The sequence below is a fragment of the Enterobacter sp. Sphag1F genome, assembly GCF_014193275.1.
GTDB classification, from domain to species: domain Bacteria; phylum Pseudomonadota; class Gammaproteobacteria; order Enterobacterales; family Enterobacteriaceae; genus Pantoea; species Pantoea symbiotica.
Genome location: NZ_JACHZD010000002.1, coordinates 487,959 through 500,230 on the forward strand (window position 1 = coordinate 487,959; position 12,272 = coordinate 500,230).

Annotated in this window: 14 protein-coding genes and 2 tRNA genes; 10 read left to right on the top strand and 6 right to left on the bottom strand. The window is 54.4% G+C overall.

Annotated elements, in window-relative coordinates; translation table 11 throughout:
* The first annotated feature begins 204 nt into the window (after window positions 1-204).
* Genes wrbA through FHW71_RS07810 form a run of 3 tightly spaced genes read left to right on the top strand, consistent with a single transcriptional unit; the run spans window position 205 to window position 2,486 of the window.
* Window positions 205-804, top strand: coding sequence for an NAD(P)H:quinone oxidoreductase (gene wrbA / locus FHW71_RS07800; protein WP_179451332.1), 600 nt, complete (start codon window positions 205-207; stop codon window positions 802-804).
* 21 nt (window positions 805-825) lie between these two features.
* Window positions 826-1,056 (top strand): YccJ family protein, encoded by a 231-nt coding sequence (locus FHW71_RS07805; protein WP_007887329.1) that lies wholly within the window; start codon window positions 826-828, stop codon window positions 1,054-1,056.
* Window positions 1,057-1,112: 56 nt separating this feature from the next.
* Window positions 1,113-2,486: an NAD-dependent succinate-semialdehyde dehydrogenase gene (locus FHW71_RS07810; RefSeq protein WP_008109425.1), complete on the top strand. Its 1,374-nt coding sequence runs from the start codon at window positions 1,113-1,115 to the stop codon at window positions 2,484-2,486.
* A gap of 54 nt (window positions 2,487-2,540) precedes the next feature.
* On the opposite strand, the gene agp is transcribed toward FHW71_RS07810, so the two are convergent.
* From agp to FHW71_RS07825, 3 genes are all read right to left on the bottom strand, one after another.
* A complete protein-coding gene (agp, locus tag FHW71_RS07815; protein WP_179451335.1) occupies window positions 2,541-4,157 on the bottom strand; it encodes a bifunctional glucose-1-phosphatase/inositol phosphatase in 1,617 nt (538 codons plus the stop codon).
* Between the two features lie 257 nt (window positions 4,158-4,414).
* A tRNA-Ser gene (locus FHW71_RS07820) sits at window positions 4,415-4,502 on the bottom strand.
* Window positions 4,503-4,538: 36 nt separating this feature from the next.
* Window positions 4,539-4,626 (bottom strand) — tRNA-Ser (locus FHW71_RS07825).
* 222 nt (window positions 4,627-4,848) lie between these two features.
* On the opposite strand from FHW71_RS07825, the gene yccA reads away from it, so the two are divergent.
* Together yccA and tusE are read left to right on the top strand one after the other, a co-directional pair.
* Window positions 4,849-5,502 carry an FtsH protease modulator YccA gene (yccA, locus tag FHW71_RS07830; RefSeq protein WP_008101414.1) on the top strand — a complete coding sequence of 218 codons (654 nt, stop codon included), beginning with the start codon at window positions 4,849-4,851 and terminating at the stop codon, window positions 5,500-5,502.
* Between the two features lie 92 nt (window positions 5,503-5,594).
* On the top strand, window positions 5,595-5,927 hold the full coding sequence (gene tusE / locus FHW71_RS07835; protein ID WP_154181459.1) for a sulfurtransferase TusE: 333 nt from the start codon (window positions 5,595-5,597) through the stop codon (window positions 5,925-5,927).
* On the opposite strand, the gene yccX is transcribed toward tusE, so the two are convergent.
* Entirely contained in the window at window positions 5,928-6,206 is a 279-nt protein-coding gene (gene yccX, locus FHW71_RS07840) for an acylphosphatase (RefSeq protein WP_008101418.1), read from the bottom strand.
* An 85-nt stretch (window positions 6,207-6,291) separates the two neighbouring features.
* Between yccX and rlmI the strand changes: the two genes are divergently transcribed.
* Together rlmI and hspQ are read left to right on the top strand one after the other, a co-directional pair.
* Window positions 6,292-7,482, top strand: coding sequence for a 23S rRNA (cytosine(1962)-C(5))-methyltransferase RlmI (rlmI, locus tag FHW71_RS07845; protein WP_179451337.1), 1,191 nt, complete (start codon window positions 6,292-6,294; stop codon window positions 7,480-7,482).
* A gap of 59 nt (window positions 7,483-7,541) precedes the next feature.
* The gene (hspQ, locus tag FHW71_RS07850) at window positions 7,542-7,859 is read left to right on the top strand and encodes a heat shock protein HspQ (protein ID WP_008101422.1); all 318 of its coding nucleotides are present in this window, start codon (window positions 7,542-7,544) and stop codon (window positions 7,857-7,859) included.
* Window positions 7,860-7,891: 32 nt separating this feature from the next.
* Here hspQ and FHW71_RS07855 read toward each other — a convergent pair whose 3' ends face one another.
* Window positions 7,892-8,305, bottom strand: coding sequence for a CoA-binding protein (locus FHW71_RS07855; protein ID WP_179451339.1), 414 nt, complete (start codon window positions 8,303-8,305; stop codon window positions 7,892-7,894).
* A gap of 177 nt (window positions 8,306-8,482) precedes the next feature.
* On the opposite strand from FHW71_RS07855, the gene FHW71_RS07860 reads away from it, so the two are divergent.
* Window positions 8,483-9,109, top strand: a complete 627-nt coding sequence (locus tag FHW71_RS07860) for a DUF2057 family protein (RefSeq protein ID WP_154192157.1) — start codon at window positions 8,483-8,485, stop codon at window positions 9,107-9,109.
* A gap of 68 nt (window positions 9,110-9,177) precedes the next feature.
* Window positions 9,178-9,639 carry a methylglyoxal synthase gene (locus FHW71_RS07865; protein ID WP_008101429.1) on the top strand — a complete coding sequence of 154 codons (462 nt, stop codon included), beginning with the start codon at window positions 9,178-9,180 and terminating at the stop codon, window positions 9,637-9,639.
* 3 nt (window positions 9,640-9,642) lie between these two features.
* On the opposite strand, the gene helD is transcribed toward FHW71_RS07865, so the two are convergent.
* On the bottom strand, window positions 9,643-11,697 hold the full coding sequence (gene helD / locus FHW71_RS07870) for a DNA helicase IV (protein ID WP_179451341.1): 2,055 nt from the start codon (window positions 11,695-11,697) through the stop codon (window positions 9,643-9,645).
* Window positions 11,698-11,820: 123 nt separating this feature from the next.
* Here helD and FHW71_RS07875 point away from each other — a divergent pair, with 123 nt between their 5' ends.
* Window positions 11,821-12,264 carry a YccF domain-containing protein gene (locus FHW71_RS07875; protein ID WP_008101434.1) on the top strand — a complete coding sequence of 148 codons (444 nt, stop codon included), beginning with the start codon at window positions 11,821-11,823 and terminating at the stop codon, window positions 12,262-12,264.
* Window positions 12,265-12,272 lie beyond the last annotated feature (8 nt).

Consider the following 12,272-nt stretch of genomic DNA (forward strand, 5'->3'; position numbering starts at 1 on the left):
TAATAGACAACGCAACGGTGAGATCGGCCTGATATTCATAATTTGAAACAGATAATTCACTCATTTATCTGCGAAAAACCAAATTTACCGCCGCGTTACAAGCAGTTAGTCGACACTTATTGGCACCTGCTTGACCTCTGTACAGCAGCCTGCGCAGGCTCTTCTATACTTCTGATTACTCATCACCCCAGCAGGATGAAAACTATGGCAAAGATTTTGGTGCTCTATTATTCGATGTACGGACATATTGAAACCATGGCGCAAGCCGTGGCCGAAGGTGCAAAGAGCGTGAATGGTGCGGAAGTCACGATATTACGCGTGCCGGAAAGCATGGATGCAGAGCGTTTCGCCCAGGTGGGCGGCAAAGTGAATCAGGCCGCGCCTGAAGCGAAACCGGAAGATTTGCCGCAGTACGATGCCATCATCGTTGGCACACCCACGCGCTTCGGCAATATGGCGGGTCAGATGCGCAACTTCTGGGATCGCACCGGCGGTCTGTGGGCTTCAGGCGCGCTGTACGGCAAAATCGCCAGCGTCTTTGCCTCCACCGGCACCGGCGGCGGCCAGGAGCAAACCATCACCTCCGTTTGGACCACCCTCGCCCACCACGGAATGGTGATCGTTCCTATCGGTTATGGCACTAAAGAACTTTTCGACATTTCTCACGTACGCGGCGGAACGCCTTACGGCGCGACTACGCTGGCGGGCGGAGATGGATCACGTCAACCTTCGGCGGAAGAACTGGATATTGCCCGTTATCAGGGCCAACACGTCGCCGGACTGGCGGTTAAGCTGCAGGGATAAAATCCACAACAGGAGATCTTCATGACAACAGAACAGTCGAAAGAGCATCACGTGGGCGAATGGGCATCACTTCGCCACACTTCACGCGAAATCGCTGAAGCCATTTTTGAGGTAGCCAACTACGACGAACGCTTAGCCGAGCAGATCTGGAGCCAGCAAGGCAGCGATGAAGTGCTGATTCGCGCCTTCAAAAAGACCGACCAGGATGTTCTGACCTGGGACGATAAAACGGTCGAACGCAAAAACGTTTGAGTGACAGGCGGGCACTGTCCCGCCTTTGTTACCTTTACATCACCAAGGAGCCTTGTATGTCTGCCTATCAAAGTATCAATCCAGCCAATAACCAACTGCTAAAAGCGTGGAACGAGCACGATGATGCCTATGCACAACAGGCACTGAAAACCGCAGATGCGCTTTATCATTCCGCGTGGAGTAAAGGCGATATTCAACCGCGTCTGCAGGTGCTGCACCGTTTAGCCGACCTGATCGACCAACGTGTCGAAGAGCTGGCGACTATCGCCAGTAAAGAGATGGGCAAGCTAATTGGGCAAAGCCGTGGTGAAGTGAAAATCTGTTCGCAGATCGCCCGCTACTACGCTGAACATGCCGCGACATTTTTACAGCCGCAGCCCTACGCCAGCGATGTGGGCGATGCCTGGCTTGAGTACCATCCGATTGGCGTGATTGTCGCGGTTGAACCGTGGAACTTCCCTTACTATCAGCTGATGCGCGTGCTGGCGCCAAACCTGGCCCTGGGCAATCCGGTACTGGCAAAACACGCCAACATTGTGCCGCACTGCGCCGATGTATTTGAAAAGCTGGTGGAAGAAGCCGGTGCGCCAAAAGGCGCGTGGACCAACTTGTTTATCTCTACCGATCAGGTTGCGGATCTGATCGCCGATCCACGTGTGCAAGGTGTGGCGCTGACCGGTTCCGAACGTGCCGGTAGCGCCGTGGCGGAACAGGCCGGTAAACATCTGAAGAAATCGACGCTGGAATTGGGCGGTAACGATGTGTTTGTGGTGCTGGACGATGCCGATATCGATGAAGCGGTACGTCAGGGCGCGCAAGCTCGCCTCAGCAACTGCGGCCAGGTGTGTACCGCTGCCAAGCGCTTTATTCTGCACGAGAAAATTGCCGATACGTTTATGGCCAAATTCAGCGCGGCTCTGCAATCGGCCACGCCGGGCGATCCGCTCGACGAGAAAACCACGCTCGGTCCGCTCTCTTCGAAAGATGCGCGCGATCGTTTAGTGAAGCAGGTTGATGAAGCGGTAAAAAATGGCGCGCGCGTGGAATTTGGTGGACGCGCCATTGATGGCGTCGGCTGCTATTACCAGCCAACGGTGCTTACCGGTCTAACGCCAGATAATCCGGCTTATTATCAGGAGTTCTTTGGTCCGGTGGCACAGGTGTATGTGGTGGCCGACGATCGTGCCGCTGTGGCGCTGGCGAATGATTCAAATTACGGCTTGGGCGGTTCGGTCTGGACCAAAGACATTGCGCGCGGCCGTAAGATGGCGTCGCAGATTGAAACCGGCATGGTGTTCATCAATTCGCAGAGCGATACCTCAGCAGAGCTGCCGTTTGGTGGCGTAAAACGTTCCGGTTACGGACGTGAGCTGTCGGATTTGGGTATTAAAGAGTTCGCTAACCAAAAATTGGTTGTGGTTGCCGGTTAAGTTCACCGGCATAAAAAAACCCCGCTTCGGCGGGGTTTTGTTTTTTCAGCAAATTCAGTTGTTGGTCGCCGCTTTGGCCGGCTCTTCTGGCTTGGCTGGCGTGGCATCGGCTTGTGCTTTCTGTGCAGCTGCCGCATCGGCCTTGGCTTTGTCATCCGCTGCTTTTTGGGCAGTGGCTTTCTCGGCTTTAGCTTTCTCGTCAGCGGCTTTCTGCGCAGCCGCTTTATCCGCCTTCACTTTCTCTTCAGCCGCTTTCGCGTCTGCAGCCTTCTGTGCTGCGGCTTTATCTGCTGCTGCTTTGTCTGCAGCCGCTTTATCGGCAGCGGCCTGATCGGCTTTCTGCTTGGCATCATCTGCGGCCGGTGCGGCCGCCGCTGGTGCTGGCTGTTCTGCCGGAGCTGGTGCAACAGCAGGCTGCAGTGGCGTACCTTGCAGAGCGCCATTCAGCGCGCCGGTGAATTGATCCCAGCTGCAGTAGCCGTTGGCATCCGTTTCACAGCCTGCCAGTTGCAGCGTGACGCGCTTCGGCGGATTTTTCAGGCTCAGCACATCGGCATCGCGCAGCTGATCGGCCGTTTGATAGACGTACTCAATTTTCAACAAATCTTTGTTGTTCTTCACATCGTGCCAGCGTTCGAATACCACCTGGCCGCCAATTGGCGTTTTCTCATCGTTGCCCGGCAACTCATAAGGCTTAACCTGCAGTGCGCTGAGTAACGATGCGATGTTGGAATCATGACCGACCATCAACGTCACTTTTGGCGCGTTGGCTTTGTCCTGATCGACTAACTGGCTGCGGATGTAATCCACCAGCGGTGCGGCCACTTCGCGCGCCACTTCAGGAGAGGCGAACAGCGCATCCTGATAACCGTTTTTGATCGACGCCAGCTCTTTCCACTGCTCAGGCGTTTTGATCTGGCCCCAGGCAACCTGATCGGCCGGGAAACCTTCGTAATATTGCAGCGTAAACGCATCCACCAGCGAGTTGCCGATTTTCAGCGGACCGCTTACGTTTGGCTCTTTACCGTTATCCGCGCTGAAGGTGTTATCGCCGCTGCTCAAATCACACTGCTTTTTGCCGTTACAGGCCGGGGCAGATTTGTAATCGACGATTTTTTCCAGATGCTGGAAGGCAGGTTTCAGTGCCAGCTTTTCATTGGCGGCGGTCATGGCAGCCAACGCTTTCTTGTTGAATTCATCGCTGCCGTCAGTGACGACCGGATTGAAGATAGGATCCATGGTGCCCATCGCATCCTGATGCGTTACCGCAATATCACAGCCAGGGAAGGCGCCAGTGATAAAGTACTGCGCGGTCGCCACGGTGCGCTGCAGGCTGTTGGCGTAGACAAAGATGTTGCTGCTATCCGGGCAAGTACCATTCTGGACTAAGCCCTGCTGTGCCAGCCACTGACGGGTGTAATTACCCATGTAGACTTCCAGCACGCCACCTTTGGTGGTGAGCTCACCGCCCGCGACATCCCACTGCGGCCAGCTCTTTTTGGTGGATTGTTCCAGTACGCTGCCGTTATTGGCGAGCGGCGCACGCAGGTTATGACGGCTTAACATCAGCACCTGCTGGAGTTGCATATCTCCATCCGCAGCATATGCGGACATGCCCATCGGGAGCGCAGCGATGACTGACAACGCGCAAAGACTCAGTTTCTTGATCATTGTGCCTATTCCATAATTCATCAGTGAAACACTCTGGCTTTCAAACGATTAGCCCGCCAAAGAGCGAATTACCGCACAGTGTAACTCAGCTTGCATCGGAAAATCGCCAGATGTTTGCAAAAAACCGTGCATGGAATATAGCAGTAAACGCGCGTGGCGTTGGGCAATGGCAGCAGATTGAAAAGCAACGCGATGTTTTTCGGAATCTGTGAACGCAGAAAAGCAAAAAGCCCGCATTTCTGCGGGCTTCTTTAATATGGCGGAGGAACAGAGATTCGAACTCTGGGATGGTTTCCCATCGACGGTTTTCAAGACCGTTGCCTTAAGCCACTCGGCCATCCCTCCGGGGATTTTTTTGTTGCGTCACTCAGCGAGAGTGAATGGCGGAGGAGGAGAGATTCGAACTCTCGGATGGTTTCCCATCGACGGTTTTCAAGACCGTTGCCTTAAGCCACTCGGCCACCCCTCCGCAATGAGGCGCACTATAAACATCCCCCATAACGATGTAAAGCCTGCAATGAATCGTTCGGCTGAAAAACAGCCAAATTCTATTTTTTTGGCGTCAATTTCGCCATTCTGCTCAGCGAAACAGCAATTTATCGCGTAAAGATGGGTAAAACGCCTTTTCTGTCTTTCAGGCGCTGCGTATCCTCTTGCCATATTTGGTGTTTCTCTCTTTAAGGAGCGCGTGATGGAAAGAGTTTTTAGCTCGTCGCAGCAATCGTTAGTCAGCACCCACAAGGTGCTGCGCAATACTTATCTGTTACTTGGCTTTACGCTGGCCTTCTCGGCGGTTACCGCAACACTTAGCACCGTGTTTGCGTTACCTTCACCGGGACTGATTCTGATGCTGGTGGGCTTTTATGGTTTGATGTTCCTGACGCATAAACTGGCTAACAGCCCAGCAGGTATTCTGGCCGCCTTCGCCTTTACCGGTTTCCTCGGTTACTGCCTTGGCCCAATCCTCAGTTCGTTCCTGACTGCGGGCATGGGTGATGTGATCGCCATGGCATTAGGCGGCACAGCGCTGGTGTTCTTCGGTTGTTCTGCCTATGTGCTGACCACGCGCCGCGATATGTCATTCCTGAGCGGCATGATGATGGCCGGCTTTGTGGTGCTGCTGGTGGCGGTGGTTGCTAACATCTTCCTGCAACTGCCTGCGCTGCATCTGGCGATTAGCGCCCTGTTCATTCTGTTCTCTGCCGGTGCCATTCTGTGGGAAACCAGCAACATCATTCATGGCGGCGAAACTAACTACATTCGCGCCACCGTGAGTCTGTATGTCTCGCTGTATAACATCTTTGTTAGCCTGTTGAGCCTGCTGGGCTTCGCTAACCGCGATTAAGATGCCGTAACCGTTATTAAACCCCGCTTCGGCGGGGTTTTTGCTTTTTATGGCCGGGCGAATTTACAATGTGTCGATTAACGCAATGAGGAATGACTGTGAATTTTGCCGGTAAAGAGATTGCCACCGATGCGGAAGGCTATCTGAAAAATAGCGCTGACTGGAGCGAACCGCTGGCCGCCGCCATTGCGGAGCAAGAGGCGATCGTAATGAGTGAAGCGCACTGGGAAGTGGTGCGCTTTGTACGCACGTTTTATCAGGAATTTAATACCTCGCCGGCGGTGCGCATGCTGGTGAAAGCCATGGCGCAAAAGTATGGCGAGGAGAAAGGCAACAGCCGCTATCTGTTCCGCCTGTTTCCGGAGGGCCCGGCGAAGCAAGCGACCAAAATTGCCGGATTGCCAAAACCAGCCAAGTGCCTGTAATCAGCCGGTGGTGAATCGCGTAGGCACTTCCCTAGGCTGATGCGGCTCCACCAGCACTTTGTCCACCCGCGCGCTACGCGGCCCGCCCGCTTTTAGCCAACTGATCAATGCATCGACCTGCTGCGCTTCACCGGACGCCAGCACTTCAACGCTGCCGTCCGCCAGATTGTGCGCATAACCGTTTAGATTCAACTCTCTGGCCTGCGCTTGCGTGTGGTAGCGAAATCCCACGCCCTGCACGATGCCATGCACCCAAATTTTGCAGCATGTGGTTGCCATTACGTTCTCCCATCACCTTGCGTTGCAATTTGCCGCCATCCGCCGGAAAATGGCGCCTCATTTTTTCAGGTAAGCATAGCAAACTATGACCGTTCGATTGATTCTCGCAAAGGGACGTGAAAAATCCCTGCTCCGCCGCCATCCGTGGGTGTTCTCTGGTGCCGTTGCACGTATGGAAGGTAAAGCCCAGTCTGGTGAAACCATTGATGTCTGTGACAGCAATGGCAAATGGCTGGCTCGCGCCGCGTATTCTCCGCAATCACAAATTCGCGCACGCGTCTGGAGCTGGCAACAGGATGAGTCAATCGACATCACCTTCTTCGTGCGCCGCTTTGAGCAAGCGCAGCTGTGGCGTGACTGGCTGGCAAAACGTGACGGGCTGGACAGCTATCGTCTAATTGCCGGTGAGTCCGATGGCATGCCGGGCGTCACCATCGATCGCTTCGGCAACTTCCTGGTGCTGCAGCTGTTATCTGCGGGTGCCGAGTATCAACGTCCAGCCATCGTTTCAGCTTTGCAGCAGTGCTTCCCGGAATGCGCTATTTACGATCGCTCAGACGTCGCGGTGCGTAAAAAAGAGGGACTGGAGCTGGCACAAGGCCCGGTTTCGGGTGAACTGCCGCCACCGCTGCTGCCGATTACTGAACACGGCATGAAGCTGTTGGTGGATATTCAGGGCGGCCATAAAACCGGTTATTATCTTGATCAGCGTGACAGCCGTTTTGCCACGCGTGGCTACTCAGAGAATGCACGCGTGCTGAACTGCTTCTCTTACACCGGTGGATTTGCGGTTTCGGCCTTGATGGGCGGCTGCCGTGAAGTGATCAGCGTTGATACTTCGCAGGACGCACTCGACGTGGCGAAACAGAACGTTGAGCTCAATAGTCTGGATGTGTCGCGCGCCCAGTTCGTGCGTGACGATGTGTTCAAACTGCTGCGTCGTTATCGCGACAGCGGCGAGAAGTTCGACCTGATCGTGATGGATCCGCCGAAATTCGTTGAGAACAAGAACCAGTTGATGGGCGCGTGTCGCGGCTATAAAGACATCAACATGCTGGCCATTCAGCTGTTGAATCCCGGCGGCGTGTTGCTGACCTTCTCCTGTTCTGGCCTGATGCCGACCGATTTGTTCCAGAAAATCATCGCTGATGCCGCCGTTGATGCCGGGCGTGATGTACAATTTATAGAGCAGTTCCGTCAGGCAGCCGACCATCCAGTGATCGCCAGCTATCCTGAAGGGCTTTATCTGAAAGGTTTTGCCTGCCGCGTGCTGTGACTTGAAAACGCTGTCCCTGCCTCCATATTGGTAACAGGGCAGTCTTTTGGGAGGTCACAATGATTACGACTAAATTTGGAATTGGACAGCAGGTCCGACATCGTCTCTCCGGGGTGCTCGGCGTTATCGTGGATGTCGATCCGGAGTTTTCGCTTGATGAGCCAGAAGTTGATGATGTCGCTGCCAGCGAAACGCTGCGCGCCGCGCCCTGGTATCATGTGGTGATGGAAGATGAAGAAGGCGATCAGGTGCATACCTACGTGGCGGAAGTTCAGCTGGCGGGAGAAACCTCCTTTGAACATCCCGAACAACCTTCAATGGATGAGCTGGCCGCGTCAATTCGGCAGCAGCTGCAGGCACCCAGCCTGCGACATTAATGACAACGGCGACTCAGGTCGCCGTTTTTGTTTTAGCACATGATACCCAGCCGTGGAATTTCAATCTTTGGACAACGATCCATTATCACGGTCATACCCGCATCTTGCGCCAGCACCGCCGCCTGCTCATTAATCACGCCCAACTGTAACCACAACGTGTCTGCACCAATGGCAATCGCTTCCTGCGCTACGCCCCACGCCGCTTCGGCATTGCGAAACACATCCACCATATCCACTTTTCCGGGAACATCCGCCAGCGTGGCATAGGCCGTTTGGCCAAGAAGTTGTTGGCCCGCCAGTTTAGGGCTCACCGGAATCACGTCGTAACCCTGATCGAGCAAGTATTTCATCACGCCATAGCTTGGGCGATCGGGACGATCGCTGGCGCCCACTAACGCGATACGTTTGGTTTTAATCAGCACATCGCGAATCGTTTGATCATTCATCTTTTTTCTCCTGGTTCATTCGCTTAAGTGTAGATGGCATTGCGCATTAGCCTGCAACTGCCAGGCACGAGAACTTTGCGCAGCAGCACGAATAAATATGTAAAAATGTAAATTTACTGCCATAATGTAATACTTTGCTACACATAATCGATTTACCCCCTTCTGCCGGGAGTTGAAATGAAGCTGTCTTTAACTGCTACGGGTTTACTGCTGTTGCTCGTATCAGCCTCATGCCATGCCATCACTCTCAAGCTCGATCCCGAGATCGAACTGCTGGTGCTGGACGGGCGTAAAATCTCTGGCTCGCTGCTGAAAGGTGCTGGCAGCCTTGAGCTGGAGCGTGGGCAGCATCAGTTTCTGTTTCGTGTGGAAAAACCGGGCGCTGACGCCGCGCACTTTCAATCCGTGCCGATGATTGTCACTTTTAACGCCAACGCCCATTCGGTGGCGATTCGCTTGCCCGCGCTCAATAATCGTCGCGAACGCACTACCTTCGACAAAACGCTCAACTTCCAGCTGATTGATGAACGCGGCATGGAGATCACCAGCCTGCGCGACCATTTGCCGAAGGAAAGTGATAACGATTTCGAAAAGGCGATGGTGAATTATAATCGTGATGCCCACGCCGCTTCGGTTCCGCGTTTTGCCTTACATTCGCTGAGTGCCAGCGAGGCACAGTTGAATATGGATTACGCGTGGCAGGACGTCAGCGATCTCCCCTCTTTGCAAGGCTGGTTCAAGCGTTTTGATGCAGCCACACGTCTGCGTTTTATTAGCTGGATGAAAACCTTACGCACAAGTTGATAGTGATGAAACGCCAGGGGTAAACTCCTGCATTAACACATAATGCATGAGAAGAAACAGGAAGCCCTATGGAGCAGACCGTTCGTACCCTTCAGGTTCAGAAACATATCGCCCTCGTTGCACACGATCACTGCAAAGCCTCGCTGCTTGAATGGGTGCAAATCAACCAAAGCACGCTGCAAAAGCATGTGCTTTACGCTACCGGCACCACCGGCAATCTGATTAATCGTCATACTGGATTAGACGTTAACGCCATGCTGAGCGGCCCGATGGGCGGCGATCAGCAAGTGGGCGCGTTGATTTCGGAAGGCAAAATTGATGTGCTGATTTTCTTCTGGGATCCGCTGAATGCGGTGCCGCACGATCCGGATGTCAAAGCGCTGCTGCGCCTCGCCACAGTGTGGAATATCCCGGTGGCCAATAACCGCACCACCGCAGATTTTATTATTCAGTCACCGAAGTTTGCCCAGCAGATTGAAATTCAGATTCCAGACTATCAGCGATATCTCGCCGAACGTCTGAAACCCTAATCATCAGGCCTTACGGCTTTGCGGCACACCTAACTCGCGCAGGTGTTCGACAAATATCGAAGGCCGATCTTTATCAAACATTAGCCATACCTGCTGGCGCGCGCGCGTCATCGCCACATACGCCAGCCGCCGCTCCTCCGCATCCGGGAAATCTTCCGGCTGCGGCAGCAAACCCTCTTCCATGATGGATTCACGCGCTTCTGCCGGAAAACCGTCGCGTCCCTGATGCAGCCCCAACACAATGACGAAATCCGCCTGTTGGCCTTTGCTGGCATGAATCGTCATAAAATCCAGCTTTAACTTTGGCCAGCGCGTTTTGGCTTTATCGAGGATTGCGGGGCGCAAATGGTGGTAACGCGCCAGCAGCAGCACGCGCTCATCGGGTTTGGCATAGCCGCTCAGTTTATCGAACAGCGCTTCCAGTTGCTCCTGCGGCAGCAAAGTCACCGATTTTTTATTGCCCTTGCTCAAGCTATTTAGCGGCTTGCGCAGCTGATGCGGGTTTTGCTGCACGAAGCGATTGGCAATCTCACCAATGCGATCGTTAAAGCGATAGGTGGTATCCAGCACGCAGCGATCGCCATCACCGAAATAGTGATGGAACGCAGTGGTCAGACTCATTTCGGCACCGCTGAAGCGATAGATTGCCTGCCAGTCATCGCCCACCGCGTAAAGGCTGGTTCGCTTGTTTTGCTGACGCAGCGCCGTCAGCAGTGCGGCTCGCTGCGGTGAGATATCCTGGAATTCATCGACCAGAATATGCTTCCACGGACTGATAAAGCGTCCTTTCTCCAGAATGGCAATCGCCTGATGAATCAGCCCGGAGAAATCGACCGCGCCTTCCTCTTTCAGCGCGCTTTTCCACGCTTTAAGCAGCGGCGCCATCAGTTTGACGCGTTTGCTGAAGTTATCGCGCTGCGCTTCTGCCACATCCGCGATCATTGCCGCCTGCGCGCCGCCGTGCATGCGCATCAGACCCAGCCAGCGCTCCATGCGCGATGCGATTCGCTGCGCCAGTTTGTCATCCTGCCAAAACGGACCTTCGGGGATTTCCCACTCCAACTCATCCTGCAACCACTGACGCCAGCCGCTGGCCTGCGCTTTTTTGCTGTTGCACTGCTCGCGCCACGTCTCAATCAGCAGCTGTCGCCGCGCCTTGCTGTCACTCTCCAGTTTGCTGATAACCGGTTGTTTGTTACTGCCTTCGCGGATGATATGCAGCGCCAGCGCATGGAAGGTACGCGCCTGAATCGCGCTCTCGCCAAGACGCGTTTGAATGCGGTCATTCATCTCTTCTGCCGCCTGACGACCAAACGCCAGCAGCAGAATTTGATCCGGTTGCGCCAGTTTGCGTTTCAGCAGCCAACCCGCGCGCGCCACCAGCACCGAGGTTTTGCCGCTGCCAGCACCTGCCAGCACCAGCAGCGCATCTTCGCCATTCACTACAGCTTCACATTGCGATGGATTGAGCGGCGTGGTTTCAACCCTGGAGAAGAATTCGTGATAATCGCTGAGGATCTTGCTGGTCCATTCACGATTGCGTTGGCGAATGGCCGTTTCACCCTGCTCCAGCCATTGCTGGCAGAATTCCCAGCGTTCACGGCAGTTTTCAAACTCGGCAATACGCGCGAGGGGCAACGGCAAGGCAGAAAACTGGCGCGTAATGCTCTCTTTCACCGCGCTCAGCTCACTGCGTTTCAACCAGCGATCCTGCTGCGTAAAGGCGAGGATTTCCTGCTCCAGCGCGGCGAGTACCTCGGCGCTCACCTCGCTCATCTCCTGGCTCCACTGCTGCCAGGCGTGCTGCAAGTAGTGGAAAAAACGCTGCGTTTCCTGCCATTCGGTGCCATGCAGGCGCACCACTTTCTCATCTGGCAGCAGAAACTCCAGTTCGCCCCACACCATGCCGCGCTTGCAGGCAATGTTGAGCAACTGGTTAAACGGAATCAGATATTCATGGCGATCGCCACTGACTTCCACGCCGGCGGCCAGCAAGCGCACCCGATTATAGGGATGCTGTGCCAGACGTTTACCCATTGATGTTGCTTTCAGTTCCATGTCCGCACCGTCATGTGGAATTCGATATCGCGCAGTTTACCTGTCAGACTCTTGGCGCTCCAGCCTTAAAAAGAGCTAAACTTGGCGCCACATATTGCGGATTGCAAAAGGAAAATCACGTTTATGCGTACCGTACTTAATATTCTTAATTTCATTCTCGGCGGCTTCTTCACCACCCTCAGCTGGCTGTTCGCCACGCTGGTGAGCATCGTACTGATTTTCACGCTGCCGTTGACGCGTTCCTGCTGGGAAATCACCAAGCTGTCTCTGCTGCCTTTTGGCAACGAAGCGGTGCATGTCGATGTGCTGCGCCCCGACAGCAAAAGCCATGTGATGAATACTGGCGGCACCTTCCTCAACATCTTCTGGCTGATTCTGTTTGGCTGGTGGCTGTGCCTGGCGCATATCTCGGCTGGTATCGTGCAGTGTCTGACTATCATCGGCATTCCAGTTGGCATCGCCAACTTCAAAATCGCCGCAATTGCGCTGTGGCCGGTGGGCCGTCGCGTGGTCTCCGTTGAAGAAGCCCAGGCCGCGCGTGAAGCCAATGCGCGTCGCCGCTACTGAGGCCGTTC